Annotated in this window: 24 protein-coding genes and 2 tRNA genes; 11 read left to right on the forward strand and 15 right to left on the reverse strand. The window is 68.9% G+C overall.

Features of this window, described 5'->3' with window-relative positions; translation table 11 throughout:
• Positions 1-5: 5 nt before the first annotated feature.
• Complete coding sequence (locus JOD67_RS21015; RefSeq protein ID WP_205119302.1) at positions 6-347, forward strand: Uma2 family endonuclease; 342 nt, start codon at positions 6-8, stop codon at positions 345-347.
• A 55-nt stretch (positions 348-402) separates the two neighbouring features.
• Here JOD67_RS21015 and JOD67_RS21020 read toward each other — a convergent pair whose 3' ends face one another.
• Positions 403-726, reverse strand: a complete 324-nt coding sequence (locus tag JOD67_RS21020; protein ID WP_205119303.1) for a YciI family protein — start codon at positions 724-726, stop codon at positions 403-405.
• A gap of 22 nt (positions 727-748) precedes the next feature.
• A complete protein-coding gene (locus JOD67_RS21025; RefSeq protein WP_205119304.1) occupies positions 749-1,366 on the reverse strand; it encodes a dihydrofolate reductase family protein in 618 nt (205 codons plus the stop codon).
• A gap of 150 nt (positions 1,367-1,516) precedes the next feature.
• On the opposite strand from JOD67_RS21025, the gene JOD67_RS21030 reads away from it, so the two are divergent.
• Positions 1,517-2,698, forward strand: coding sequence for a winged helix DNA-binding domain-containing protein (locus tag JOD67_RS21030; RefSeq protein ID WP_205119305.1), 1,182 nt, complete (start codon positions 1,517-1,519; stop codon positions 2,696-2,698).
• On the opposite strand, the gene JOD67_RS21035 is transcribed toward JOD67_RS21030, so the two are convergent.
• Both JOD67_RS21035 and JOD67_RS21040 read right to left on the reverse strand, forming a co-directional pair.
• A complete protein-coding gene (locus JOD67_RS21035; RefSeq protein ID WP_205119306.1) occupies positions 2,695-3,036 on the reverse strand; it encodes a VOC family protein in 342 nt (113 codons plus the stop codon). The two genes, JOD67_RS21030 and JOD67_RS21035, sit on opposite strands and share 4 nt — an antisense overlap.
• Before the next feature lie 14 nt (positions 3,037-3,050).
• On the reverse strand, positions 3,051-3,875 hold the full coding sequence (locus tag JOD67_RS21040) for a MerR family transcriptional regulator (RefSeq protein ID WP_205119307.1): 825 nt from the start codon (positions 3,873-3,875) through the stop codon (positions 3,051-3,053).
• Positions 3,876-3,927: 52 nt separating this feature from the next.
• Here JOD67_RS21040 and JOD67_RS21045 point away from each other — a divergent pair, with 52 nt between their 5' ends.
• Positions 3,928-5,469, forward strand: a complete 1,542-nt coding sequence (locus tag JOD67_RS21045; RefSeq protein WP_205119308.1) for an FAD-binding oxidoreductase — start codon at positions 3,928-3,930, stop codon at positions 5,467-5,469.
• Here the strand turns inward: JOD67_RS21045 and JOD67_RS21050 are convergent.
• On the reverse strand, positions 5,450-6,247 hold the full coding sequence (locus JOD67_RS21050) for a class I SAM-dependent methyltransferase (protein WP_205119309.1): 798 nt from the start codon (positions 6,245-6,247) through the stop codon (positions 5,450-5,452). The genes JOD67_RS21045 and JOD67_RS21050 overlap by 20 nt on opposite strands.
• Before the next feature lie 29 nt (positions 6,248-6,276).
• Between JOD67_RS21050 and JOD67_RS21055 the strand changes: the two genes are divergently transcribed.
• The 3 genes from JOD67_RS21055 (at position 6,277) to rpsA (ending at position 10,439) form a co-directional block, all read left to right on the forward strand.
• On the forward strand, positions 6,277-7,647 hold the full coding sequence (locus JOD67_RS21055; RefSeq protein WP_205119310.1) for a M18 family aminopeptidase: 1,371 nt from the start codon (positions 6,277-6,279) through the stop codon (positions 7,645-7,647).
• Positions 7,644-8,723: a phosphotransferase family protein gene (locus tag JOD67_RS21060; protein ID WP_205119311.1), complete on the forward strand. Its 1,080-nt coding sequence runs from the start codon at positions 7,644-7,646 to the stop codon at positions 8,721-8,723. The genes JOD67_RS21055 and JOD67_RS21060 overlap by 4 nt, the downstream gene beginning before the upstream one ends.
• A 210-nt stretch (positions 8,724-8,933) precedes the next feature.
• Positions 8,934-10,439: a 30S ribosomal protein S1 gene (gene rpsA, locus JOD67_RS21065; RefSeq protein WP_205119312.1), complete on the forward strand. Its 1,506-nt coding sequence runs from the start codon at positions 8,934-8,936 to the stop codon at positions 10,437-10,439.
• 237 nt (positions 10,440-10,676) lie between these two features.
• On the opposite strand, the gene JOD67_RS21070 is transcribed toward rpsA, so the two are convergent.
• Together JOD67_RS21070 and JOD67_RS21075 are read right to left on the reverse strand one after the other, a co-directional pair.
• The gene (locus JOD67_RS21070; RefSeq protein WP_205119313.1) at positions 10,677-11,024 is read right to left on the reverse strand and encodes a hypothetical protein; all 348 of its coding nucleotides are present in this window, start codon (positions 11,022-11,024) and stop codon (positions 10,677-10,679) included.
• Between the two features lie 20 nt (positions 11,025-11,044).
• Complete coding sequence (locus JOD67_RS21075) at positions 11,045-11,419, reverse strand: hypothetical protein (protein WP_205119314.1); 375 nt, start codon at positions 11,417-11,419, stop codon at positions 11,045-11,047.
• A 121-nt stretch (positions 11,420-11,540) separates the two neighbouring features.
• On the opposite strand from JOD67_RS21075, the gene JOD67_RS21080 reads away from it, so the two are divergent.
• Both JOD67_RS21080 and coaE read left to right on the forward strand, forming a co-directional pair.
• Entirely contained in the window at positions 11,541-12,110 is a 570-nt protein-coding gene (locus tag JOD67_RS21080) for a hypothetical protein (protein WP_205119315.1), read from the forward strand.
• A gap of 194 nt (positions 12,111-12,304) precedes the next feature.
• Positions 12,305-12,913 (forward strand): dephospho-CoA kinase, encoded by a 609-nt coding sequence (coaE, locus tag JOD67_RS21085; RefSeq protein ID WP_205119316.1) that lies wholly within the window; start codon positions 12,305-12,307, stop codon positions 12,911-12,913.
• Here coaE and JOD67_RS21090 read toward each other — a convergent pair.
• Positions 12,883-13,686, reverse strand: coding sequence for a methyltransferase domain-containing protein (locus tag JOD67_RS21090; protein WP_205119317.1), 804 nt, complete (start codon positions 13,684-13,686; stop codon positions 12,883-12,885). The two genes, coaE and JOD67_RS21090, sit on opposite strands and share 31 nt — an antisense overlap.
• Before the next feature lie 61 nt (positions 13,687-13,747).
• On the reverse strand, positions 13,748-14,998 hold the full coding sequence (locus JOD67_RS21095; protein ID WP_205119318.1) for an epoxide hydrolase family protein: 1,251 nt from the start codon (positions 14,996-14,998) through the stop codon (positions 13,748-13,750).
• Positions 14,999-15,165: 167 nt separating this feature from the next.
• Here JOD67_RS21095 and uvrB point away from each other — a divergent pair, with 167 nt between their 5' ends.
• Positions 15,166-17,274 carry an excinuclease ABC subunit UvrB gene (uvrB, locus tag JOD67_RS21100; protein ID WP_205119319.1) on the forward strand — a complete coding sequence of 703 codons (2,109 nt, stop codon included), beginning with the start codon at positions 15,166-15,168 and terminating at the stop codon, positions 17,272-17,274.
• Position 17,275: 1 nt separating this feature from the next.
• Here uvrB and JOD67_RS21105 read toward each other — a convergent pair whose 3' ends face one another.
• From JOD67_RS21105 to JOD67_RS21120, 4 genes are all read right to left on the reverse strand, one after another.
• On the reverse strand, positions 17,276-18,196 hold the full coding sequence (locus tag JOD67_RS21105) for a hypothetical protein (RefSeq protein WP_205119320.1): 921 nt from the start codon (positions 18,194-18,196) through the stop codon (positions 17,276-17,278).
• An 83-nt stretch (positions 18,197-18,279) separates the two neighbouring features.
• Positions 18,280-18,352: transfer RNA gene (locus JOD67_RS21110), tRNA-Leu, on the reverse strand.
• A gap of 4 nt (positions 18,353-18,356) precedes the next feature.
• Positions 18,357-18,430: transfer RNA gene (locus tag JOD67_RS21115), tRNA-Leu, on the reverse strand.
• A gap of 143 nt (positions 18,431-18,573) precedes the next feature.
• Complete coding sequence (locus JOD67_RS21120) at positions 18,574-19,317, reverse strand: arginase family protein (RefSeq protein WP_205119321.1); 744 nt, start codon at positions 19,315-19,317, stop codon at positions 18,574-18,576.
• 46 nt (positions 19,318-19,363) lie between these two features.
• On the opposite strand from JOD67_RS21120, the gene typA reads away from it, so the two are divergent.
• Positions 19,364-21,229, forward strand: a complete 1,866-nt coding sequence (typA, locus tag JOD67_RS21125; RefSeq protein WP_205119322.1) for a translational GTPase TypA — start codon at positions 19,364-19,366, stop codon at positions 21,227-21,229.
• 13 nt (positions 21,230-21,242) lie between these two features.
• Here the strand turns inward: typA and JOD67_RS21130 are convergent, their stop codons facing one another.
• Positions 21,243-22,571 carry a restriction endonuclease gene (locus tag JOD67_RS21130; RefSeq protein ID WP_307782485.1) on the reverse strand — a complete coding sequence of 443 codons (1,329 nt, stop codon included), beginning with the start codon at positions 22,569-22,571 and terminating at the stop codon, positions 21,243-21,245.
• Positions 22,572-22,778: 207 nt separating this feature from the next.
• Here JOD67_RS21130 and JOD67_RS21135 point away from each other — a divergent pair, with 207 nt between their 5' ends.
• Entirely contained in the window at positions 22,779-23,078 is a 300-nt protein-coding gene (locus JOD67_RS21135; protein ID WP_205119324.1) for a hypothetical protein, read from the forward strand.
• On the opposite strand, the gene JOD67_RS21140 is transcribed toward JOD67_RS21135, so the two are convergent.
• The gene (locus tag JOD67_RS21140; RefSeq protein ID WP_205119325.1) at positions 23,075-25,324 is read right to left on the reverse strand and encodes an alpha-L-rhamnosidase; all 2,250 of its coding nucleotides are present in this window, start codon (positions 25,322-25,324) and stop codon (positions 23,075-23,077) included. The two genes, JOD67_RS21135 and JOD67_RS21140, sit on opposite strands and share 4 nt — an antisense overlap.
• Positions 25,325-25,432: the final 108 nt, after the last annotated feature.

Genomic DNA, 25,432 nt, shown 5'->3' on the forward strand with positions numbered 1-25,432 from the left:
CAGGCGTGAACCTTCGGCTGCGCCCGATGCGGATCCTGGTCCCCGACATCGTCGTGCTCCGCCGGACCGAAGAGGTTGTCAACCGCGCGGCGGACACCGCAATGGCGGTGGAGATCGTGTCGCGCTCGGGCAAGTTCCGCGATCGCAAGGTCAAGCCGATGCAGTACAGCGAGGCGGGCATCCCCTGGTATCTGCGCGTCGAGCTCGAGCCCCGGCTGGAGTTGTTCCTCTACCGCCGCGAGGGTGCGGACTACGTCGAGGACGCCCGCGCCGGTCTGGGCGAACGGCTGGAGATCGCGGACCTCGGCATGTCGATCGAGGTCGACGCACTTCTGCGCGACCTGTGACGCGCCACCCGGGCCCACTCGTGGTCGGCCCGGGTGATCGCCTCCTCGACGTTGCTCACTGGAACGGTCGTACCTCGATCTTCCGATCGCAGATCTTCGACGCCTCGGTGGCGAGCTTGAGCGCCACGTCCAGGTCGGGGGCTTCCCACACCCAGACGCCGGCGAGGTACTCCTTGGACTCCACGAACGGTCCGTCGCTGATCACCGCCTGCTCGCCGCGGTTGTCGATGACTGTGGCCGCGGCGGTGTCGGCTAGCCCGCCCGCGAAGACCCAGTAGCCCTCGGCGATCAGGCGTTCGTTGAACGCGCTGATGGCAGGCTGCCTGTCCCCACTGCCGGGATTGCTCTTGTCGTCGATCACCGAAACCAGATATTTCATCTGAGGATCATCTCCTGTGGCCTCAGGCCGCATACTGCGGGCGCCCCGCCGGACGGAAGACCTGGATCGTCACGCCCTTCGAATCGACGCGCGACTCGACCAGGTCGAGCGCGAGATCCGGGCCGGCGTCCGGGAACAGTCTCTCGCCCTGGCCGAGGATCACCGGGAACACGACCAGGGTCAGCTCGTCGATGAGCTCGTTCTCCAGCAGCCACCGGATCAGGACGCCACTGCCGTGCACCTGCAGCTCACGCCCGGGCTTGGACTTCAGGTCCGCGATGGCGGTCGCAAGGTCGTCGGACAGCACGGTGGTACCGGCCCACTCGGGATCGGCGAGCGTGCTCGACACCACGTACTTGGGCTGGTTGTTCAACGCCCGCATGACGGGCTCCCAGCCAGGGACATCCTGCTCGGTCAACGTCCCCCACGAACCAGCGAAGATCTCAAAGGTCCGCCGGCCGAACAGGAACGCGTCGGCGCGCTGGAAGGTTTGGTTGAGGTACGCGACGGTCTCGGCGTCACCCTTCCCCCGAGCCCAGCCGCCGCGCACGAATCCGTTCTTGCGGTCCTCCTCGAACGAGTGGCCGTTCCCCTGCATCACGCCGTCGATGGTGAGCTGGGTCATGGTCGTCAGCTTCATGTTCGCGCTTCCTTCACGTCGGTGCCGGCCCCTTGTGGGCTGCCTCACCCCCGCTACGAACGCCACCGCCCCGATCCGACACCGCCGCACGGAGATCTTCCAGCAGATGCTGGGGCGCCGGTCGTCGACGACGTGCCACACTGGCCGACGATGCGCACGATCGACGTGGCCGAGCGGCGGGCTCGGGTGGCGAAGCGGCAGCGGATCGCGGCGCCGTTCCGGACCGACGACGTGGCCGAGGCGGCGCGTTCGGTCGTCGCGCTGCACGGCACCGATCCCGCGACCGTCTACCTGTCCGCCTGGGCGCGGCTGAAAAAGCCGACCGTCGAGCAGATCGAGCAGGCGTTGTACGTCGACCGCACGCTCGTCCGGCTGCTCGGCATGCGTCGCACGATGTTCGTGCCGCCGCGCGAGCTCGCGCCGGTCATCCAGGCGTCGTCCGCGCGAGCGATCGCGGTCGAGCAGCGCAAGCTGCTGATCAGGCACCTCGGCGTGGGCAGCGACATCGAGGACGCGGCCACGTTCCTCGACGACGTCGCCGCCAGTACGGTCCGGGCGCTCGAGGTACGCAAGGAAGCGTTCGCCCAGGAGCTCTCCACCGACGAGCCGCGCCTGAAGACCAAGCTGCGGATGGCCCAGGGCAAGAGCTATGAGGCCGAGGTCAACATCACCACCCGCGTCCTGTTCCTGCTGTCCGCCGAAGGCAAGATCATCCGTGGCCGCCCGCGCGGCACCTGGCTCAGCAGCCAGTACCGCTGGACGACGCCCGAGGTCTGGCTCGGCGAGCACCTCGACACGATGACCACCGAAGAGGCGAAGGTCGAGCTCGTCCGCGCCTGGTTGAGCGCGTTCGGCCCGGGAACGATCGCCGACCTCCGCTGGTGGACGAAGTGGACCGCCGCGGACGTTAAGAGGGCGCTCGCCACCCTCGAGCCGACCGAGGTGGACCTCGGCAACGGCACCATCGGCCTCGTCCTGAACGGTGACGACGCGCCTACCAAGCCAGCTGTCAAGCCGTGGTTGACGTTCCTCCCCGCGCTTGATCCGACCACGATGGGTTGGCAGCAGCGGGAGTGGTACCTGGGCGAGCACGGCAAGCGGCTGTTCGACACCAACGGCAACGCCGGCCCCACCATCTGGGCCGACGGCCGCGTCGTCGGCGGCTGGGCCCAACGCAAGAGCGGCGAGGTCGTCTACCAGTTCCTCGAGGACGTCGGCAGCGAGCACGAGTGGCGAGCCGAACAAGAAGCCGAACGTCTCACTCGTTGGCTCGGCGACGTCTGCGTCATCCCCCGCTTCCGCACGCCACTAGAACGTGAGCTGTCCGCTTAGGCCACGCAGAACTCGTTGCCCTCCGGGTCCTGCAGCACAGTCCACCGGTGGCCCCATTCGTCCTTCTCCGTGACCACCGTCGCTCCGAGCTCGAGCAGCCGCGCCACCTCCGCCTCGCGGGCGCCGCCGGTGTCGAGGTCGAGGTGCAGCCGGTTCTTCGCGCCCTTCTGCTCCGGAACGCGGATGAAGAAGAAGTCTCCGCTCGCTGCCGTCTTCATCCCCAGAAACGCGTTCGGGACCCGCGTCTCGACCGTGCCGTCGAGCACCGCCGCCCAGAACTCCGCGACGAGGCCGGGGTTGTCGCAGTCGAAGGTGACGTTGCTGACACGAATTCCCATGGAAACAAGGCCTTTCAGGACACCTGGCCGACGATCGGCCAGAGGATCTCGGTACGGAAGTCCGCTGGATCGGCGGTCTCCGTGTAGCTGATCAGGTACGACTCCCGCACCGGCAGCTCGCTCCAGGACGCGTGCTGCGCCACCCACGCCCCGAGCGCGCGGTAGGTCTCGGTGATCGACTCGTACGAGCCGGCATGAACGAGCACCGCCACCCGCATCGCGGGTAGCTCGCTCAACACGACCGGCCCGGGCGGGGGAGTGACCGGAGCGGCGATCGGCTGGTACGCCTCGATCGGCTCGGCCTCCTCGTCCTGCAGGACCGCCGAATAGAGCGCGCCCACCGGCCCGGACGGCGTCGCCGAAGCGGAACGCACCGCGTCGGCGATGGACGGGTAGGCGTCGCCGAGGAACGTGGCGAACTGCCGTTCGGGCACGGTCCCGCGCACCGCCAACGTGTGCGCGGCAGGCTCGTCCCGCACGTGCACCGGCGTGTGCATCGACGGCTGCTCGACGCTCGCCTGCAGCTCGGTGACGATCCGCTGCGCCTGCTCTAACCGTTCCCGCATCGCCGCCTGATGAGTCGCGAGGATGCGCTGGGTGACGGCCGGATCCCGCGCCAGCAGGATCTGCTTCGCCGCCTCGAGCGGCAGGTCGAGCTCGCGCAGCCGCCGCAGTACCGCGCCGTCGGTGAGCTGGGACAACGCGTACGCCCGGTAGCCCGTCTGCGGATCCACCGACGCCGGCACGAGGATGCCCGCCTCGTGGTAGTTGCGCAGCGCCTTCACCGACAGCAGCGTCGCTCGGGAGAACGCGCCAATCGGCAGCAGCGGCTCGGTCATGGGGGACACAGTGGAGTCTCCTCCCGGGGGAGAGTCAAGCAAGAATGCTCGGATGGCGAAGCGTTGCTGGTGGGGCTGGGGCTACGAGCATGCCGCAGTGGCGGGCGCTGAGCGCGAAGCGCTCATGGCCCGTGTCGCCGCGCTGCTCCCCGGCCACGACCTCACCGACCACCCGCCTCCCGATGCCCGCACCCTGGCACTGCCGAAGCCGCGGATCAGCCGGCCACCGTTCAGCGACGACCCGGAGGACCGCGTCGCCCACAGCCACGGCAAGGCGTTCCGCGACATCGCCCGCAACCTCGAAGGCAACGTCGAGAGCGTCCCCGACCTGATCGCGCGCCCGCGCACCGAGCAGGACGTGGTCGACATCCTCGACTGGTGCACGCGCGAGGGCGTCGCGGTCATCCCGTACGGCGGCGGCTCATCCGTCGTCGGCGGCGTAGAGCCACGCTGCGCGGCCGACTATCCGGGCGTCGTCTCGCTCGACCTTTCGGCCATGGACAAAGTCCTCGAGGTCGACCCCATGAGCCGAGCGGCGAGGATCCAGGCCGGCACGTTCGGCCCGAACCTCGAAGAGCAGCTCAAGAAGCACGACCTCACGCTGCGGCACTACCCGCAGTCGTTCGAGTTCTCCACGCTCGGCGGCTGGCTCGCCACCAGAGCCGGCGGGCACTTCGCCACGCTCGCCACGCACATCGACGACCTGGTCGAGTCGATCCGTACGGTCACCCCGGTCGGCATCAGCGAGTCGCTGCGCGTCCCGGCCTCCGGTGCCGGACCCTCGCCGGATCGGCTCTTCCTCGGCTCCGAGGGCACCCTCGGCGTGATCACCGAGGCCTGGATGCGCCTCCAGGCGAGGCCGACCTGGCGCGCCTCCGCCTCCATCGCGTTCGACGACTACGCCGCCGCGGTCACCGCGACAAGGCTGGTCGCGCAGTCCGGGCTGCATCCCGCGAACTGCCGGCTGCTCGACGCCGCCGAGGCGTTCCTCAACGCGGGCGTCAGTGTCAACGGCGGCTTGCTGCTGCTGGCCTGGGAGTCCGCCGACCACCCGGTCGACGCCGCGTTGGAACGAGGACTCGAGATCTGCCGCGACCACGGCGGCCGCCCAGAGGAACGCAAGGACGCGGCAGGTAGCTGGCGGGAGGCGTTCCTCCGGATGCCGTACCAGCGCGACGCCTTGGTGCGTTCGAGCCTGATCGTGGAGACGTTCGAGACCGCGTGCACCTGGAGCGCGTTCGGCGACCTGCACGCCGCGGTCACCACCGCGGCGCACGACGCGATCAAGCAGGTCGCCGGCCGCGGAATCGTGACCTGCAGGTTCACCCACGTCTACCCGGACGGTCCGGCGCCGTACTTCGGCATCTACGCCACCGGCCGCTGGGGGAGCCTGGTCCAGCAGTGGGACGAGCTGAAGGTCGCGGTCTCCGACGCTCTCGCCGCACATGGCGGAACGATCACGCATCACCACGCCGTGGGGCGCGATCATCAGCCCTGGTACGCGAAACAGCGCCCCGAGCCGTTCGCCATGGCTTTCCGTGCGGCCAAGCAGGCGCTCGACCCCGCCGGAATCCTCAACCCTGGCGTGTTTTGACGCAGCAGAAGATCGCCGTTCCGGGAATGAGCTGGCCGCGCAACGGGCTCCAGCCGTCCCAGGTCTGGCGGTTGCCGTCGGGCCACTCCGGCTCGACGAGGTCGCGCAATGCGAAGCCCGCTTCGGCGATCAGCCTGACCCAGTCGCCGATCGTGCGGTGGTGCTCGGCGTAGCTCGGCCGGCCGGACTCGTCGTGCTCGACGTACGGCGTGCGGTCGAAGTACGACTGGTTCACGACCAACCCGCGGTGCGACGGGTCGTCGAGGAACGCCCAGCGGATCGGATGCGTGACGCTGAACACGAACGCCCCACCCGGCCGGAGCGCCCGTCGCACCTCGCGCAGCACCAGGCCGGCGTCGGCCACGAACGGCAGCGCCCCGTACGCCGAGCACGCCGCGTCGAACACACCGTCGGAGAACGGGAGCCGACCGGCGTCCGCGCACACCACGGGTACGTCCAGGCCGGTCTGCTCCGAGATCCGCCGGGAGTGCTGCAGCTGTCGCAAGGCCAGGTCGAGGCCAACCGGCGACGCGCCGGAAGAGCGCAGCCAGCGCGCGCACTGGGCCGCCCCGCAGCCGACCTCGAGCACCCGCCTGCCGGCGACGTCGCCCAGCAACCGCGCCGACGACTCGTCCAGTCCCTCCGGTCCCCACACGAAGCCGGTGTCGCGGAGGAATGTCCCGTGCTCCGCCTGGTACTCGTCGGCGTTCGCGTCCCACCAGCTCCGGTTGGCGCGCACCGACGCGGCGTTGTCCAGATTCGCTCCCACGCCGCTCATTCTGGCGGCCGAATGGCAGGATCGTTGTCATGGCATCCGCTGCGGGCTTCTTCGCCGACTTCACCACTCCGGGCCCTTCGACCGGTGAGGCCGGCGCCAGTACCCATCCCAGCCGTTCGACTGGGGAGGCCGACGGCATGTGCGCGTTCATCGACGCGTCGCCGTCGCCGTTCCACGCCGCCGACGAGGCCGCGTTGCGGCTGAGCCGGCAGGGGTTCCTGGAGCTGGAGGAGACCGCGCGCTGGCCCCGCGAGAACGGGCGGTTCTTCGTCCGCCGCGGCGGCAGCCTCATCGCGTGGAGCACCGAGCACAACGGTGACGTCGGCACGCCGTTCCGCATCGTCGGCGCCCACACCGACAGCCCCAACCTGCGGATCAAGCCGCACCCCGACGTGAGCCGCGCGGGGTGGCAGCTGCTCGCCGCCGAACCGTACGGCGGCCCGCTGTTCAACACCTGGCTCGGCCGCGACCTCGGCCTGTCCGGGCGGGTCAGCGTCCGAACGGCGAACGGGCCCGCGCTCCAGCTACTCAAGGTCGACCGGCCGATCCTGCATCTCCCGCAGCTCGCGCCGCACCTGGACCGCGGCGTCAACGCCGACGGCGTGAAGCTCAACCCGCAGCAGCACCTGAACCCGATCTGGGGCGTCGGCACCGATCTCGCCGACTTCCACGGGTTCCTCGCCAAGGAGCTCGGTGTCGAGGCGGCAGACATCCTCGGCTGGGAGCTGATGACGCACGACCTCGCGCCCAGCCAGCGGATCGGTCGCGAGGGCGACCTCGTCAGCGCGCCACGGCTGGACAACCTCGGCACGACGTACGCCGGCCTGCGCGCGATGCTCGACGCGGCCGACGCGCCCGCCAGCGACCAGATCCCGGTGCTCGCGCTGTTCGACCACGAGGAGGTCGGCAGCGTGTCCGAGCGCGGCGCCGGCTCGACGCTGCTGCCGGTCGTGCTCGAACGTGTCGTCGCCAGCAGCGGCGGCGACCGCGAGGACCTGCTCCGCGCACTGGCCGGCTCGATCTGCGCGTCCGGCGACATGGCGCACGCCACGCACCCGAACTACGCCGAGCGGCACGAGCCGTCGCACCCGATCCAGATCAACGGGGGACCGGTCCTCAAGCAGAACACCAACCTCCGCTACGCGACCGACGCTCGCGGCACCGGAGCGTTCGCCCTGGCGTGTGAGCAGGCCGGCGTCCCGATGCAGCGCTTCACCAACCGTTCCGACCTGCCCTGCGGCACCACGGTCGGCCCGATGACGGCGGCGGGGATCGGCGTCACGACGGTCGACGTCGGCGCTCCGCAGCTCGCCATGCACTCCGCGCGCGAGCTGTGCGGCGCGTACGACCCGGCCATGTACGTCGCCGCGCTGACCGCGTTCCTCACGCCAGCCGCATGAGCGAGCTCGCCGACGCCGCACGGGAGCTGCTCGGCGCCGACGTCCGGCCGCTGGCCGGCGGCTACAGCGGCGAGACGTTCCTCGTCGGCGCCGCGGGGGAGGAAGCCGTGCTCCGGCTCTACCTGCGCGACCCGGAGCGGGCCGAGGTCGATGCCGCGCTGCTGGAGTTCGTCCGCGGCATCGTTCCCGTGCCGCGGGTGCTCGACCAGCGGAAGGCCGACCTCGACGGGCCTGCCCACCTGCTGCTCGAGCTGCTGCCCGGCATCCGGCTCGACGAGCTGCTCCCCGAGGCCGACGACGCGACGAAGCGGACTGCCGGCCACAGCCTCGGTCGGGAGCTCGCCCGGCTCGCCGGCATCCCGTTCCTGCGGGCGGGCGCGTTCGCCGGCGCCGACCTCGCCGTACGGCCGTGGCCGCCCGAGGGCGGCGGGCTGCGGCCGTGGGTGGAGAGCCACCGCGACGTCGGCGCGTTCGCGCACTGGACGGCGGAGGAGTTCGACGCGCTCCTCGAGGTCGCCGACGATGCCCAGCTGCTGCTCGACAGACCAGATTCTGATGGTCGCAGCCCCGGCTCGCTCAGTTTCGCCGCACGCCACCCCCTGTCAGGCGACATCCGACGTGCTGTCGGGGCTTCCTCGACGAGCCGGACTGCGACGAGGCGGATCAGCCTGTGCCACAGCGACCTCAATCCGAAGAACGTGCTGGTCGACGCGACGACCGGCGAGGTCACCGGGCTGATCGACTGGGAGTTCGCGCACGCCGGTACGCCGTACACCGACCTCGGCAACCTGCTCCGGCTGGAGTCCGACGAGGCGTTTTGCGTGGCTGTGGTCCAGGCGTTCGTCGCGTACGCGCCGCCTGTGGACGAGGGATTTATGGACCTGGCGCGGGCCGTCGACCTGTACGCGATGGTCGACCTCGTCGCCCGCCGAACCGGCTTTGAGCTGGTCGAACGCGTCCACGAGCTGGTGCGGGCGACCGCTCGTACCGGCACGTTGGCCGCGGGACGTCCGGATTGGGTCGCGCTGGCCGATGTGACCACGGCCACGAGCCGAGGCCCAAGAAAGATCGTATAATCCTGGCCCGCGTTGACCCTGATCAACAGCCCCCCGTATCCTGGGAAGAGCGTTGTGGGCCTGTGCGACCTCGGACGGAGCAGGCTCGCGCTCTCATCGGTGGATTTTCCGGTCTCGTCAGCACATCGGACCGGGCTCTCTCGGCGGTGCGAACAAAAGGCCATGACGCGTGCCGTACGACGACCAGTCCATATCGGAGCCACCAACCAGATGACGAGCAGCATCGAGGCCCCGCTGTCCACAGCACCGGCCCAGCAGGAGACGCCGCAGGTAGCGGTGAACGACGTGGGTTCGGAAGAGGATTTCCTCGCCGCGATCGACGAGACGATCAAGTACTTCAATGACGGTGACATTGTCGAGGGCACCGTCGTCAAGGTCGACAGGGACGAGGTCCTGCTCGACATTGGTTACAAGACCGAGGGCGTGATCCCGGCTCGCGAGCTGTCGATCAAGCACGACGTCGATCCGAGCGATGTGGTCAAGGTCGGCGATCCGATCGAGGCCCTGGTTCTCCAGAAGGAGGACAAGGAAGGTCGGCTCATCCTCTCCAAGAAGCGCGCGCAGTACGAGCGCGCCTGGGGAACGATCGAGCAGATCAAGGACGAGGACGGCGTCGTCACCGGCACGGTCATCGAGGTGGTCAAGGGCGGCCTGATCCTCGACATCGGCCTGCGTGGCTTCCTGCCCGCGTCGCTGGTCGAGATGCGCCGCGTGCGCGACCTGCAGCCGTACGTCGGCCGCGAGCTCGAGGCGAAGATCATCGAGCTGGACAAGAACCGCAACAACGTGGTCCTGTCCCGCCGCGCCTGGCTCGAGCAGACGCAGTCGGAGGTTCGGCAGAACTTCCTCAACCAGCTGCAGAAGGGCCAGATCCGCAAGGGCGTCGTGTCGTCGATCGTCAACTTCGGTGCGTTCGTCGACCTCGGTGGCGTCGACGGTCTGGTGCACGTGTCCGAGCTGTCCTGGAAGCACATCGACCACCCGTCCGAGGTCGTCGAGGTCGGCCAGGAGGTCACGGTCGAGGTGCTCGATGTCGACCTGGACCGCGAGCGCGTCTCGCTGTCGCTCAAGTCGACGCAGGAGGACCCGTGGCAGCAGTTCGCCCGGATCCACCAGATCGGGCAGATCGTGCCGGGCAAGGTCACCAAGCTGGTTCCGTTCGGTGCGTTCGTCCGGGTGGACGACGGCATCGAGGGTCTGGTGCACATCTCCGAGCTGGCCGAGCGCCACGTGGAGATCCCGGAGCAGGTCGTTCAGGTCGGCAACGATGTGATGGTCAAGATCATCGACATCGACCTGGAGCGCCGCCGGATCTCGCTGTCGCTGAAGCAGGCGAACGAGGGTGCCGACACGGTGTCGGAGCACTTCGACCCCACGCTGTACGGCATGGCGGCGGAGTACGACGACCAGGGCAACTACAAGTACCCCGAGGGATTCGACCCGGAGACGGGCGAGTGGCTCGAGGGCTTCGAGACCCAGCAGGCGCAGTGGGAGAAGGAGTACGCCGAGGCCCACACCCGCTGGGAGGCGCACAAGTCGCAGGTCGAGGCGGCCCGCAAGGCAGAAGCCGAAGAGGGCCCCACTGCCGGCGACGCGGGAGCGGGAGCTCCGTCGACGTACACCTCCACCGTGGACGAGTCCGCACCGGCCGAGGGCACGCTCGCCTCGGACGAGGCGCTCGCCGCGCTGCGGGAGAAGCTCACCGGCAACACGTGAGCACCTGATACACAGCACTGTTGAAGGCCTCGGTCCCACGTGGACCGGGGCCTTCGCCCTTGTGCGCCCGGTGATCATGAACGTGATCATGAACGTGATCATGAAGGCGGAGCATGGCTATACGCCGGAATGCCTTCATGATCACGGACATGATCACGGCCACGTCGGAGTTGGGACGCGCGAAACGGCCCCCGGTCCGCCAAGGACCGAGGGCCGTCTCTTGGTGCCGGCCCGCCTCTAGCGGCGGTTGCCGAGCGCGTAGGCCACGTTGATGGCCACCAGGCCGACCCAGACCAGGACCACCGCGAGGAAGCCGACCATCGCGGCCGAGATCGCGGTCAGCGGAACCGCCAGCACGATCGTCACGATGCCGAGCGCCAGCGAGCGGTCGGCGTGGTCCTTGCGGGACAGGTCGTTCGTCACCGGCGCGCGCCGCTGCAGCTCGGCTGCCACGCGCGCCTCGATGGCCGAGTCGATGCGTTCCACCAGCGAGTCCACGATGGCCGGCTCGTAGTCCGCTCCCAGCTCGCGCCGGGTGTGCAGAGCGGCCTCGACGTCTTCGCGGGGGATCTCCGACTGCGCCATGGTCACCGTTATACCTCCGCTCATCGGCGCGGACCACCGTTCACGTACACCACGTTGATCATCAGCACGAACCCGAGGATGGCGATCGCGAAGAGCCACCCGATGCCGTCGACCGACGCGGCCGCCGCGGACACGGGGACCGCCACCAGCACGCTGGTGATCGCGAGCGCGAGCGACCGGTTCGAGTGCCCGTTGCGCGACGGCGTCGGCTCCGGCTCGGGTGCGGGCGCCGGCGGGCGGCGCTGCTGCAGCTCTTGCTGGACCCGGTACGCGACCGCCTGGTCGATCCGTTCCACCAGCGAGTCCACGATCGCCGGCTCGTAGTCCGGCCCCAGCTCGCGCCGGGTGAGCAGCGCGGCTTCTACCTCGTCGCGAGGAACGTTCGTCTGGGTCATGCCCTCGTTATAGACCGGTACAGGCGTACGTAGAAGCGTGTTCAGGGGGAACTCCGGGACATCTCCGGTACATCCCCGGCAGAGGCTGTGCACGGGCTCCACAACCAGCAACACTGGGAAGGTGCACGAGCTCGGGTGGCAGCCGGCGGGAGTCGGCCTCTTCGTTCCAGGGCGTCGCGACGACGCTCTGGTCTCGGAGGTGCGCGAGGTCGTGACCCGCCTCGGTGGGCTGGCCGACCCGGTCGTACGCCGCTGCTCGCCGATGACCTCGCTCGCCCTGCTGGACGCCGACCCGATCGAGGTCGTGGTGGACGGCTCGGCGTTGGAACGCCCGTACACCGACGAGAAGGCCGCCTACAAGCTCGGCGACCAGCTCCGTGAGGTGCTGGTCGCGCTCGCGATGACGTTGCGGCCGCTGTACGCCTCGATCGTGCTCGAGGCGCCGTTCCTGTCGCCGAAGGACCTGCTGGTCACGCCCGAGCCGGACCTGTTCCTGGACGCCTGGTTCGACCTGACCCGCCTGCACGTCGGCATCGCCCAGGCGTACGCGGGCGCGCACGTCGAGCAGGTGGCGAACGGGCTGTACGTGTCCACGCGGGCGCCGTTCAACCCGTCCCGCTTCGACGAGCCGCTGTCCGGCAGCCTCGAACGCGCCCGCCGTGCCATGGCCCAGGTCGTCGCGCACGGCTGAGCTCATGGCGACCGCTCGCACCGCTCGGCCGTGGCCGGCCTCACGGGCATCGGGTCGCGGTGCTCGGCGGCTTCGGGTGACCCTGCGGCGATAAGACGGCGGCCTTCGGCCGGAGGGATCGTCCTCGGCCCCCGGAAGCCGAACCCGCCGAGTGTGGTGGATCTGTCTCCCGTAGACAGCGGTAGATTCCGCGCATGCTCCGCATCGGACTCACCGGCGGTATCGCGTCCGGGAAGAGCGAGGTCACCCGACTGCTCGCCCAGCTCGGCGCGGTCGTGATCGACGCCGACCTGCTGGCGCGGGAGGTCGTCGCGCCGGGAACGGACGGGCTCACCGAGGTCACCGCCGTCTTCGGGCCTGGCGTCCTCGGCCCGGACGGCGCGCTCGACCGTCCGGCGCTGGGCCGGGTCGTGTTCGGCGACGAGGCCGCGCGGCGCAAGCTGGAGGCGATCGTCCATCCGCGGGTCCGGGCGCGGGCGGCGGCGCTCGAGGCCGACGCGCCGCCGGACGCGGTCGTCGTGCACTCGATCCCGCTGCTCGTCGAGACGGGTCAGGCGCGGAACTTCGACCAGCTCGTGATCGTGGACGTCCCCGAGGACGTGCAGATCGAGCGGCTCGAACGTACCCGCGGCATGTCCGAGGCCGAGGCGCGGTCACGGATCGCGGCGCAGGCCAGCAGGGACGACCGCCGAGCCGCCGCGGACGTCGTGCTGGACAACTCCGGGACGCTCGCCGACCTGGAACGCCAGGTCCGCGAGCTGTGGGATCGGCTTCAGTCGACCCAGCCGAGGGCGGCGCAATAGAGCCAGGTCAGGAACGCGTCGGGCAGCTCCGCCCACGCGTCGAGTGAGGCGAGCAGCCGGTCCAGCTCCTCCCGCGACGCCCAGCCCTCGGCAACGACCAGGTCGGCCATGGTCGGGGCGCCGAACAGGCCGATCGCGAAGTCGGCCATCCAACGCGTCGCCTTGGCGTCCCCGTACACCTCGGGCGTGAGCGCGTGGCCCTGGGTCCGTGCGAACCCGGCCTCGAGCATGAGCCTGCGCAGGTGCCGCGAGTAGCTCGTGTTGCCGCCCTGATGCGCGACGGCCTTGGAGAACAGCCCCGGCGCGAGGTCCAGACCGGCGTCCGCCGGCGAGAACACGATCGTGGAGATGTCGTCGTCGGACACAGCCGCGACCCCACCGGGGCGCAGCACGCGACGCATCTCAGCGAGCGCCTTCACCGGCTCGCGGAGGTAGAGCAGGACGGCGTTGGAGTACACGACGTCGAAGGTCGCGTCCTCGAACGGCAGCGCGTACGCCGACCCGACCTCGAACTCCGCCGCGAGCCCGCGTTGCTCGGCCGTCGTCCGCGCCGTCTTCACCTGCTCCACGTCGACGTCGATGCCGACGATGCGGCCGGGCTGGACGGTCGCCGCGAGGTCGAGCGTGATCGCGCCGACGCCGCAGCCCGCGTCCAGGATGTGCAGCCCTGGGCGCAGGTGGGGGAGCAGGAACGGCATGAACGTACGGGCGTCTCGGGTCGCGACGTACCCCGGCTGCACGGCGGGGTCGATGATGTAGCGCTCAGGTTCCACCTGGCCGAGGGTAGCCGGGCTCCACTGACTCGTGTTGTCAGCTATCTCAGCTTTGCGATGGCTATCGGACCAACCGCCCCCACTTCCGGAGCTCGTCGACGAACAGGGCGGGCTGCTCGAACGCGGCGAAGTGGCCACCGGCCGGGAGCTTGTTGAAGTAGACGAGCTTGTCGCCGTACGCCCGCTCCGCCCAGACCTTCGGTGTCGGGACGACCTCGCCCGGGAACACGCTGAACCCGAGCGGCACCTGGACCGGACCGAACGTCACCGGGCCGCGGTTGGCCTCCCAGTAGAACCGCGCCGAGGACGTCGCGGTGGCCGGCACCCAGTAGGCCATGATCGCGTCGAGCATCTGGTCGTACCCGAGCACGCTCTCGGGGTCGCCGTCGCTGTCGGTCCAGGCCGTGAACTTCTCGTAGATCCAGGACGCCTGGCCGACGGGCGAGTCGGTGAGCCCGTACCCAATGGTCTGCGGCCGGGTGCCCTGCTCGGCGAAGTAGCCGAACTCCTGGGTGCTGAAGTACTCCAGCTTCTTCAGCGCCTCCTGCTCCTCCGGCGTGGGCGGGTCGCCGACCGGCGGCTCGAACTCCGGGAAGAAGTTCAGGTGGATGCTGGCGAGGCCGGGCGGTCCGAGCCGCGCCAGCTCCGCCGTGATCATCGCGCCCCAGTCGCCGCCCTGGGCGACGTAGCGGTCGTAGCCGAGCCGGTGCATGAGCGTGTCCCAGGCCTTCGCGGTCCGCTGGATGCCCCAGCCCGGGGCGCTCGGGCGATCGGAGAAGCCGTACCCGGGAAGGGACGGGACGACGACGTGGAACGCGTCGCTCGCCTTGCCGCCGTGCGCGGTCGGGTCGGTCAGTGGGGCGATCGTGCGCAGGAACTCGACCACCGAGCCCGGCCAGCCGTGCGTGAGGATCAGCGGCAGGGCGTTCGCGTGCTTGGACCGGACGTGCAGGAAGTGGAAGCCCAGGCCGTCGAGCTTGGTGCGGAACTGCGGGAACCTGTTCAGCCGCGACTCCAGCCGGCGTCCGTCGTAGTGCTTCTGCCAATAGCGAACAAGCTTTCGAACGCGCGCGAGCTGGGCGCCCTGGCTCCGGTCGGGAACGGTCTCCTGCTCGGGCCAGCGGGTGGCCGCGAGCCGGCGCCCGAGGTCGCGCAGCAGGCCTTCCGGCACCTTGAGCCGGAACGGTGTGACGGCCTCGGTGGCCGGTGGTAGGCGCAGCTGCGGGACGTCCGAGTCGGCCTCGGCCGTACCCGCGAACCCCAGCGCGCTGACAGGCGCGGCCGCGCCGGCTACCGCGGCCGTTCGCAGCATTCCTCTTCGTGACACTCGTTGCATGGCGGTCTCCCCTCCGCGTCGATCGGTGCTGGGGAGGATGGTGCCAGGTTTCTCGGACAACCGAATCCGGTCCTCCACAGGCCCGGGCGCGACGCCTGAGCCGTCCCAGACGCGTTGTCGGTGGGGCCGCGTACCTTGGTGGCATGCGTGCGCTCAAGGACCTCATCCGCAGTGGACCCCCGTTCAAGGTGGTCTCCGACTACTCGCCGTCCGGTGACCAGCCGGCGGCGATCGAGGAGATCACGAAGAGGGTCAATGCGGGCGAAACGGACGTCGTGCTGCTCGGTGCGACGGGCACCGGCAAGACCGCCAGCATCGCCTGGGTGGTCGAGCAGGTGCAGCGCCCGACGCTGGTGATCGAGCCGAACAAGACGCTCGCCGCCCAGTTCGCCAACGAGCTGCGCCAGCTGTTCCCGGAGAACGCGGTCGAGTACTTCGTCTCTTACTACGACTACTACCAGCCCGAGGCGTACGTCCCGCAGTCCGATACGTACATCGAGAAGGACTCCTCGATCAACGACGAGGTCGAGCGGCTCCGCCACCACGCGACGAAGTCGCTGATGAGTCGGCGCGACACGATCGTGGTGGCGACGGTGTCGTGCATCTACGGCCTGGGCTCGCCGGACGAGTACGTCGCCCGGATGGAGTGGCTGAAGGTAGGCGAGGAGATCAACCGCGACCAGCTGCTGCGGCGGCTGGTGCAGATGCAGTACGCGCGCAACGACCTGTCCGGCGCGCGCGGGACGTTCCGGGTGCGCGGGGACACGTTGGAGGTCTTCCAGACCTTCGACGAGCACGCCATCCGGGTGGAGTTCTTCGGCGACGAGGTCGAGCGGCTGTCGACCATGCATCCGGTGACGGGTGAGGTGATCTCGGAGGACCAGGAGGTCGCGATCTTCCCGGCCACGCACTACGTCGCGGGGCCGGAGCGGATGGAGCGCGCGATCGGCTCGATCGAGGGCGAGCTCGAGGAACGCCTTGCGGAGTTGGAGAAGCAGGGCAAGCTGCTCGAGGCCCAGCGGCTGCGGATGCGGACGACGTACGACATCGAGATGATGCGCCAGATCGGGACGTGCTCGGGCATCGAGAACTACTCGCGGCACATCGACGGTCGTGGCGTGGGGACGCCGCCGAGCACGTTGCTCGACTTCTTCCCCGAGGACTACCTGCTGGTGATCGACGAGTCGCACGTGACGATCCCGCAGGTCGGCGGGATGTACGAGGGTGACATGTCGCGGAAGCGGACGCTGGTCGAGCACGGCTTCCGGCTGCCGTCGGCGATGGACAACCGGCCGCTGCGGTTCGAGGAGTTCCAGGAGCGCGTCCACCAGTCGGTGTACCTGTCCGCGACGCCGGGGCCGTACGAGCTGGCGAAGGCGAACGGTTTCGTCGAGCAGATCATCCGGCCCACGGGCTTGGTGGACCCCGAGGTGATCATCAAGGGGACGAAGGGGCAGATCGACGATCTGATCCACGAGATCCGGCTGCGCGAGGCTCGTTCTGAGCGAGTGCTGGTCACGACGTTGACGAAGAAGATGTCGGAGGACCTGACGGACTACCTGCTGGAGCAGGGGATTCGGGTGCGGTATCTGCACTCCGAGGTCGACACCCTGCGCCGGGTGGAGTTGCTGCGCGAGCTGCGGCTGGGGGAGTTCGACGTTCTCGTCGGCATCAACCTGCTGCGTGAGGGCCTCGACCTCCCCGAGGTGTCGCTGGTGGCGATCCTCGATGCGGACAAGGAAGGCTTCCTCCGTTCCGGAACGTCCCTGATCCAGACCATCGGCCGCGCCGCCCGTAACGTGTCCGGCCAGGTGCACATGTACGCCGACTCGATGACGCCGTCCATGCAGTCGGCAATCGAAGAGACCAACCGCCGCCGGGCGAAGCAGGTCGCATACAACACCGAGCGCGGCGTCGACCCCCAGCCACTGCGGAAGAAGATCGCCGACATCACCGACATGCTGGCGCGCGAGGACGAGGACACCCAGAAGCTGCTCGGAGGCTCCGGCCGACAGCAGTCCCGCGGCAAGTCCCCGGTCCCGTCGTTGGGCAGCCGCGCCGAAGTAGGCCAACACGCCCGCAACCTCGTCGCCATGCCGTCGTCCGACCTGGCCGATCTGATCCAGGACCTCAACGATCAGATGCACTCCGCCGCGGAGCAACTCCAGTTCGAGCTAGCCGCTCGCTTGCGCGACGAGATCTCCGAGCTCAAGCGCGAGCTGCGGGGGATGCACGAAGCGGGAGTGAAGTAGCCTAGACGGTCAGCCGATCAAGGGCGTAGACCGGCCTGCTCGGCCAAGGAACTCCCTTGCCATGCAGGCGAAACTTAACCCTGCTGTGCCCGTTGCGGGTCTGCGCGACACCTTCGCTCAGCTGCTGGTAGGTGAGCGGACGGGAGATCCCGGGGAGAAAGACCGTCCATTCGCCGAGAGTGACAGCCAGGGATCGCAGCTCGTCGGGCTGCTCGACCAGCAGCATCCTTCGTTTGTTAGGCGGAGCATCGGGGTCGCGCAGCATGTTCGTAGGAAGAATGCGCTCGTCGGACCGCATAAGCTGGTCCCTGATTGGCTGCATCACGTCACGCAGGACGTAGCTCCATCCCAGCGCGGCGAACGCCACCAGGTATGCCGATCTCACCCATGACAGCCGGACGTGCACCTCCTCGAAGTGCATGTCGGTGGTGATCACGACGCTCGGGTTCGGAGTACCTCGTTCAACGAAAGCGTCGAGAGTTCGGAGGTGTTCAGCCTGCTCCATCGGGTTGTTCCGCTGGGGCACGCCGAAGATCTCCAGGCCCCGGTCTGACCATCGTGCTTCGCCGCGAAGCGGCACGCCATCAGCATGGATCGTGACCGAAACCATGGCGCTCGCCATGCCACGAGCGAAGTCGACCACCTCCCGCTGACGCGCTGCCTGTGCATCGATCTTGGAGCCGGCGGAGTTGTTGCAGTCGCAGCAGGTCAGCAGCAAGCCGCGTCCGTCAAGGCTCTTCGGCGGCACGTGCTCCTCGGTCAGCTCACCGTCGATCGCCGCTTGACGCGTGAAGACGCGAAGGCACAAGGGGCAGGCGTTGCAATCCTCGTCAGCTGAAAGGCTGCCATCGAGGCCAAGCCGGAAAGCGACTAGCCGCAGCATCGGCGCGCTGTCATCGAACCACCGCAACCGCTTGTTCATGGATCGACGTTCTTTGTCCTGACACTCGCCGTCACCTCCCTTCCAGGTAGGAAGAATCTCACCTTGAACCGGCAGTGGCTGCGTGCCCCCGGCAGGATTTGAACCTGCAACGTGCAGCACCTCATGCTGCCGCCTCTTCCGTTGGGCTACGGGGGCGTCGTGCGGCTCCCGGGATTCGAACCCGGATCATCCAGTTCCTGGGACTGGCCTCTCTACCGATTGGAGTAGAGCCGCAGACGAAGCGGCGTCACTCGCGGCGGGAGGGCTGGTCAGGCGCGCGGTCGACCGGCCCGGGCGAGGGACGCCTCGGGCAGTCGGTCGAGTCGGATGGCCATGCCCGCAAGTGTTTCAGTGCGTACGGGCCGGCCGCCAGCGGTTTACGGGGTGAGCAGCTCGGCGATGATCTCGCCGCGCAGGGATTGGAGGTCCGGGCGGCCGGGCTCCCACGTACAGGCGATGTGGAGGCCTTCGACGCGGCCGGTGGCCAGGATGGTGCGGACCGCCGAGACCAGCGTGGCCACGGAGGGTCCGCCCGGCGCCACGTAACGGGCACCGGGGAGGGCTGAGGGGGCGAGCACGTCGAGGTCGACGTTCACCAGGAGCTGCCCCTCCGGTAGCGACGAGGGGAGCGATGAGAGCGGCACGCGGCGGACGGCCGACGAGGCGAGGAACTCCACCTCCGGCGGGTCGAGGTCGCGGGCGTCCACCAGCAGCACCCGGTCCGAAGCGAACGGAGCGACCCCGAGCCGGTCGAGCACGGCCTCGCGCCGGTAGCCGAGGAGGAGGCGCAACGCCGTTCCGCCGACGTAGCCCGACGCACTCGTCTCCAACGTCTGCACGTCGCCGTGCGCGTCGATCCAGACCACCGACGGATCGAGCCCCGCGCGCAGCATGCCGGCTGCCATGGCGAGCGTCACCGTGCAGTCGCCCGACACCACAGGCGTCTCCGGCGAGGCGGCAACGGCACCCGCCACTGCCGAGTACAACGGCACCAATCGGGCGAAGACGTCGCCCGCGGGCAGCTCCACCGTGATCTCGGTCACGTCCGCCCCGGCCGGCAACGGGACCGCCAGGTCGGGATGGTGCTGGTCCAGGTGGTACGGGACGTAAGTGAGCTGCACGACCGCGATGGTAGCCGCGCGCGACGCGTCAGAGAGAATGGTGCATATGGCAACTCGTTCCGACCTCCGCAACGTCGCGATCATCGCCCACGTCGACCACGGCAAGACCACCCTCGTGGACGCGATGCTGTGGCAGTCAGGCGTCTTCCGTGAAAACCAAGACGTCAACGAGCGCGTCATGGACTCGATGGACCTCGAGCGCGAGAAGGGCATCACGATCCTCGCGAAGAACACCGCGGTCCGCTGGGTGTCCGACGACGGCCCGGTCACGCTCAACATCGTCGACACCCCCGGCCACGCCGACTTCGGCGGCGAGGTCGAACGCGCGCTGGAGATGGTCGACGGCGTCCTGCTGCTCGTCGACGCCTCCGAGGGTCCGCTGCCGCAGACGCGCTTCGTCCTCCGCAAGGCGCTGCACAAGAAGCTCCCCGTCGTCCTCGTCGTCAACAAGGTGGACCGGCCGGACAGCCGGATCAGTGAGATCGTGGACCAGACGTACGAACTGTTCCTCGACCTGCTCGACGACCCGCAGGCCGACACCGCCGCGCTGGACTTCCCGATCGTGTACGCCTCGGCCCGCGCCGGCCGCGCCTCGCTGACGCAGACTCCCGACGGCGGGCTGCCCGAGGAGACCGACCTCCGACCGCTACTCGAGACGATCCTCAAGACCGTCCCGGCGCCTTCGTACACCGAGGGGGCGCCGCTCCAGGCGCACGTCACGAACCTCGACGCCTCGCCGTACCTCGGCCGCCTCGCGCTGTGCCGCATCCACCAGGGCCGGCTGCAGCGCGGCGCCACCGTCGCGTGGTGCCGGCGGGACGGAACGGTCGAGAAGGTCAAGGTCACCGACCTGCTGATCACCGAGGCGCTCGACCGGGTGCCCGCCGACGAGGCCGGCCCGGGCGACATCGTCGCGATCGCCGGCATCCCGGAGATCACGATCGGCGAGACGCTGGCCGACGTCGACGCCCCGAACCCGTTGCCTGTCATCCACGTCGACGAGCCGTCGATCTCGGTGACGATCGGCATCAACACCTCGCCGCTGTCCGGGCAGTCCGGCTCGAAGGTCACGGCGCGGCTGGTCAAGAACCGCCTCGACGCCGAGACCATCGGCAACGTGTCGATCCGCGTCCTCGACACCGAGCGTCCTGAGGTCTGGGAGGTTCAGGGCCGGGGTGAGTTGCAGCTCGCCGTTCTCGTCGAGATCATGCGGCGCGAGGGCTTCGAGATCACCGTGGGCAAGCCGCAGGTCGTCACGCGCGAGATCGACGGCAAGGTGCACGAGCCGGTCGAGCGGGTGACGATCGACGTACCGGAGGAGTACGTCGGGGTCGTCACTCAGCTGCTGGGTCTGCGCAAGGCCCGGCTGGAGCAGATGGTCAACCACGGCACGGGCTGGGTGCGGCTCGACTACCTCGTGCCGGCGCGGGGCCTGATCGGGTTCCGGACCGAGTTCCTCACCGAGACGCGGGGGACGGGGCTCGTTCACCACGTGTTCGAGAAGTACGAGCCGTGGGCCGGTGAGCTCCGCACCCGTCCGCGCGGCTCCCTGGTCGCCGACCGCCGCGGCGCCGTGACCGCGTACGCCTGCTTCAACCTGCAGGAGCGCGGGACGCTGTTCGTCAAGCCGGGCACTGAGGTGTACGAGGGGATGATCGTCGGCGAGAACTCGCGCCAGGACGACATGGACGTCAACGCCTGCCGGGAGAAGAAGCTGACGAACGTCCGCTCGTCGACAGCGGACGAGCTGGAGCGGTTGGTGCCGGCGAAGGAGCTGTCCCTCGAGCAGGCGCTGGAGTTCTGCCGCGAGGACGAGTGCGTCGAAGTGACGCCGAACGCGATCCGGATCCGCAAGATGGCCCTCAGCCAAACCGACCGCGAAAAGTCCCGCGCCCGCGCTCGCAAGAACTGAGCCCGGGAGCGGCCTACCCGAGCAGGATCTCGTCGGGCCGGCGATACGTGATGGCGATGTCGTAGTCGGCGATGACAGACGCGAGGAGTGCGTCGAGATCGTCGTCGTAGTCGGCAGCTGCCATCTGATGGACCTGCTCGGCGAGGGTCTTGCCGTCCACGAGGACGAGCGGGTACTGGTCGTCTATCACCTCGACCTGTGCCTGCCGGCTGAACGTTCCGGTCGTCACGAAGACGCCGATCCATCCACGCCGTAGCCGCGCCACAACACGAGCGACCTGATCGGGTCCGATCGAGGAGGTGGGTTTCACACACTTGGCTTGGCCTAGCACAACGAGAGGCGTGTTGTTGGCGGCAGTACCGACGTCGAGCCGACCGACGAAGTCCACTCCGCCGTCGCCGCCCGGCCGAGTGAGCCAGCCGTCCCGATACCGCGCACCAGAGCGACCGAGGATCTGCGCGCTGACCCTCGCGGCGAGCAGTTCGAAGGCGTGTTTGCGTCCGTCGAAGAAGGTGTAGAGCCGTTGCAGGACGCTCTCCTCGTCGGACCCCACGGTGGGAAGCTGGTCGGTTGTGGAGCGAACACGAGAGGACAGAACGCGCCGGCGCATGCGGGGAATGGCCGCGCGGCCGTCCCTGACCCATCGCATCCAGGACTCTGGTGCGTGGCGTGCCGCCTGCTCGGCATCAAGCGTGGGATCACGCCGATCGTCGATCCAGCGCATGTCCAGAGCGTCACCGGTCGCGGTGAGATCGATGACGGCCAGATCCAGTACCAGATTGGGAAAGCTGCGTCCTGTCCCCGGGTCGCGCTGCACCACATGCTCGAGCCGTTCGATGATGGCTGCTCCGCAGAACTCGACGTGTCCCTTGACCAGGATCTGTCTGTCGCGGACCACGGAGACGGAACGGTAGATCAGAAGCGGCGGAGCTTGAAGGCGCTCGGCTGGCGCAGTGGCGGCATGGAGTGCCCAGGCGTCGAGCAGCGCTCGGTTCCCGGTAGTCGCACCAGGGAGTCCAACGGTGGTGGGCTTGTGGTCGCCGTAGTAGCGGACGTGCCCATGGTCGAGATCGAACTCGTCGTGCCACGGGTTTGAAGCCTGGCCAGCGTTCCATGGACTTGATCGCAGACTGATCACGGGTCGGCGTTGACGATCTGGCGCCGCCACCGGGGCCGCAAGGTTGATCCCAGCCATGAGCATCAGCTTGGGTACGTCACTGTTCTCGGGTGGGCTCGTGACGAAGTGGTAGTTGAGGTACCCGTCGAGCTCGATCACGACCCGATTGGACTTGGTCGCATAGCGCAGGACCTCGAGCACCGAAACCTGCCGGTCATGGCTCACGCGTACATGATCCAGTATCCGAGCGGTCGGATCAGGAGAATTCGACCTTCCTCCACCGTCGCTCATGTCGCGGACCTACGCGAGGAGCGCGCGGGCAGCGGTCGTCAGGCGGGCGTGACCGCGATGCGGTTCGCCGGGGGAGTACCGTCGCAGGTGGTGGGTGACAAAAGAGGATGCCCATGGCCTTCGAATGAGAGGCGGCACCCTGTGAGCACCTATGGCGAGAATCTGCGGGCGAAGACGGCTGATCGGGATCGGAGCTCGCGGGCTGCGACGAGGGCGCTCGATGTGTGCGTGAACGGCGGTAGGCATCACTGGAACGCCGAGGCCGCGCACGACGAGGCGAATCTGCAGATCGCCGAGCCGGAGCGCAAGCTGCGGATCCGGCTCGGCACCTGCCTGCGCTGCAGCGACGTCGTTCTCTCGATCACCGCGCAGGACGACGAGAACTGGAAGCTGCACCAGCAGCTGGTCAGCGTCAGCGACCCGCGCGCCACGATCCGTTAGCCGAAGCTGGACGGACCGGAAGCGAGCTCCCGGTCCGGCGATCCCTCCAGCGACAGCACGCCGGTGACGCCCTCGGGCAGCGAGGCCTCCACCGCGAGACGGCCGCCGTCGTCGACACGCCAGCTGACCTGGACCAGGCCGTGCGGTGTCTCGAGGCTGGTCTTGGCCCAGGTGAGGCCGCCACCCGGGCGCGGCGCGATCCGCACCCGGGAGTAGCCCGGCTCGAGCGGCGCGATGCCGCCGACCACGCGGTGCATCCAGTCCGCGACCGCTCCCAGCGCGTAGTGGTTGAAGCTGGTCATCTGGCCGGGGTTGATCGACCCATCGGGCAGCATCGAGTCCCAGCGTTCCCAGACCGTGGTGGCGCCCATCGTCACGGGGTACAGCCAGGACGGGCACTCGCGCTGCATGAGCAGGGCGTACGCGGTGTCGAGGTGACCGGTCTGCGTCAACGCGTCGGTGATGAACGGTGTCCCGGCGAAGCCGGTAGAGATCCGGTGCCCGCTCTTCGCCGCCAGCTCGGCCAGCCGATTGCCCGCCGCGGTCTCCAGCGGCGCGGAGAGCAGCCCGAAGACGATCGCCAGCGTGTACACCGTCGTGCAGTCCGACAAGATCGTGCCATCGGCGGAGACGTACTGGGAGTTGAACGCCAAGCGGGTCCGGTCGGCCAGCGCGGTGAACTCCGCCGCGTCCTCTGAACGCCCCAGCAGGGACGCCGTCGAGGCGACGAGCCGAGCGGAGTGGTACAGGCACGCGGTGGCGACGACGCCCTTGTCCGCCTTGGCGTCCGCCGGCTTGTCCGGCGGGGCGTCCGGGTCGAGCCAGTCGCCGAACTGGAAGCCCGTGTCCCACAGCCCGTTCGGCGAGGTGAGCGTGCCGACCCGCCGCACGTGCGCGGCCATCGACTCGTACTGGCGCTCGAGGATGCCGCGGTCGCCGTACGCCTGGTAGAGCGTCCAGGGCACCCACACCGCGGCGTCGCTCCAGACCGCCGTGCTGTCCCGCGACGGGAAACCCGCGGGGTCGCGCAGGAGCTTCAGCACATCCGGGATCACGAACGGCACCAGGCCCTCGTGGTGCCGTTGCTCCAGGGCCAGGTCGAGCAGCCAGTCGGACAGGAATGCGTTCACGTCGAAGAGGTACGCCGCCGACGGGGCGAAGGCGGCGATGTCGCCAGTCCACCCGAGCCGCTCGTTCCGCTGCGGGCAGTCGGTGGGCAGATCGAGGAAGTTGCCCCTGGTGCCCCAGACGACGTTGCGGTGGAACTGGTTGAGCTCTGGGTCCGAGCATTCGAAGAGTCCGGTCCGCCGCAGCTCCGAGTGGACGACGACCGCCTCGACCGAGTCGGCGGTGAGCTCGCCGGGCCAGCCGGTGATCTCGGCGTACCGGAAGCCGTGGAACGTCTTGGTGGGTTCGAAGAAGTCGTCGCCGCCACTGAGGATGAAGCGGTCGGTCGCCTGGGCGTCACGCAACGGCCGGACGCCGAGCTCGCCGTCCTCGAGGACCTCTGCATGCCGGATCCTGATCTCGCTGCCGCGTGGGCCGCGGACGGTGAAGCGCAGCCAGCCGACCAGGTTCTGGTCGAAATCGACCAGGGTGCGCCCCGACGGTGAGCTCCAGATCTTCACCGGGGCGAGCGTTTCGTGCCGGATCACGGGCGGACCGACGTACGGCGTCAGCTTGGCCGGGTCGAAGTCGAGCGTGCGCGCGTTCAGCACCCATCGCTGACTCCCGCCGAAGGTGTACCAGTCCGGATCCCGTCGGCGGGCGTCGATGGTCTGCCCGTCGTAGAGGTCGTCGGCCAGGATGTCGGAGGCGATGGCCGTCCAGGTCTCGTCGCTGACGACCGTCTGCCGGTGCCCGTCGGCGAAGCCGATCTCCAGCTGCGCGATGAGGCCGAGCCGGTCGCCGTACAGCTCGCGCATCCCGGCGAAGCCCAACCGGCCGCGGTACCAGCCGTTGCCGACGGACACGGTCAGCACGTTGCGCTCCTCGAGCAGCGCGGCGACATCGTACGAGCGGTACCGCACCCTCCACTCGTAACTGCTCCACCCGGGGCTGAGCACGTCGTCACCGACCGGTCGGCCGTTGATCGCGGCCTCGAAGACACCGAGGCTGCTCACGTGCAGGACGGCGGACTCGACGGACCCGTGGTCGGCGTCGAGCTCGATCTCCTTGCGGAACAGGGGAGCGGAGCCGAGATCGGCGTACGGCGTGATCATCGAGGCGGACCAGGTGACAGACATGTCACGACTCAAACCTCCGACCGAGCCGGTGGTCAAGCAGGTGCCGGTCTTGCCCAGCCACACGTCATGAGGTGGCCATGTCGAGATCCCCGATCCAGCTTCTACGTC

Origin of the sequence: Tenggerimyces flavus (genome assembly GCF_016907715.1) — a bacterium.
GTDB lineage: Bacteria > Actinomycetota > Actinomycetes > Propionibacteriales > Actinopolymorphaceae > Tenggerimyces > Tenggerimyces flavus.

Coding starts and splice junctions, on each gene's coding strand:
- JOD67_RS21040 (WP_205119307.1), bottom strand. CDS start 3,875: ATGACCGAGCCGCTGCTGCCGATTGGCGCGTTCTCCCGAGCGACGCTG.
- JOD67_RS21030 (WP_205119305.1), top strand. CDS start 1,517: ATGCGCACGATCGACGTGGCCGAGCGGCGGGCTCGGGTGGCGAAGCGG.
- JOD67_RS21105 (WP_205119320.1), bottom strand. CDS start 18,196: ATGAACAAGCGGTTGCGGTGGTTCGATGACAGCGCGCCGATGCTGCGG.
- coaE (WP_205119316.1), top strand. CDS start 12,305: ATGCTCCGCATCGGACTCACCGGCGGTATCGCGTCCGGGAAGAGCGAG.
- uvrB (WP_205119319.1), top strand. CDS start 15,166: ATGCGTGCGCTCAAGGACCTCATCCGCAGTGGACCCCCGTTCAAGGTG.
- JOD67_RS21045 (WP_205119308.1), top strand. CDS start 3,928: ATGGCGAAGCGTTGCTGGTGGGGCTGGGGCTACGAGCATGCCGCAGTG.
- JOD67_RS21050 (WP_205119309.1), bottom strand. CDS start 6,247: ATGAGCGGCGTGGGAGCGAATCTGGACAACGCCGCGTCGGTGCGCGCC.
- JOD67_RS21095 (WP_205119318.1), bottom strand. CDS start 14,998: ATGCTGCGAACGGCCGCGGTAGCCGGCGCGGCCGCGCCTGTCAGCGCG.
- JOD67_RS21025 (WP_205119304.1), bottom strand. CDS start 1,366: ATGAAGCTGACGACCATGACCCAGCTCACCATCGACGGCGTGATGCAG.
- JOD67_RS21060 (WP_205119311.1), top strand. CDS start 7,644: ATGAGCGAGCTCGCCGACGCCGCACGGGAGCTGCTCGGCGCCGACGTC.
- JOD67_RS21020 (WP_205119303.1), bottom strand. CDS start 726: ATGAAATATCTGGTTTCGGTGATCGACGACAAGAGCAATCCCGGCAGT.
- JOD67_RS21140 (WP_205119325.1), bottom strand. CDS start 25,324: ATGTCTGTCACCTGGTCCGCCTCGATGATCACGCCGTACGCCGATCTC.
- JOD67_RS21055 (WP_205119310.1), top strand. CDS start 6,277: ATGGCATCCGCTGCGGGCTTCTTCGCCGACTTCACCACTCCGGGCCCT.
- JOD67_RS21075 (WP_205119314.1), bottom strand. CDS start 11,419: ATGACCCAGACGAACGTTCCTCGCGACGAGGTAGAAGCCGCGCTGCTC.
- rpsA (WP_205119312.1), top strand. CDS start 8,934: ATGACGAGCAGCATCGAGGCCCCGCTGTCCACAGCACCGGCCCAGCAG.
- JOD67_RS21035 (WP_205119306.1), bottom strand. CDS start 3,036: ATGGGAATTCGTGTCAGCAACGTCACCTTCGACTGCGACAACCCCGGC.
- typA (WP_205119322.1), top strand. CDS start 19,364: ATGGCAACTCGTTCCGACCTCCGCAACGTCGCGATCATCGCCCACGTC.
- JOD67_RS21070 (WP_205119313.1), bottom strand. CDS start 11,024: ATGGCGCAGTCGGAGATCCCCCGCGAAGACGTCGAGGCCGCTCTGCAC.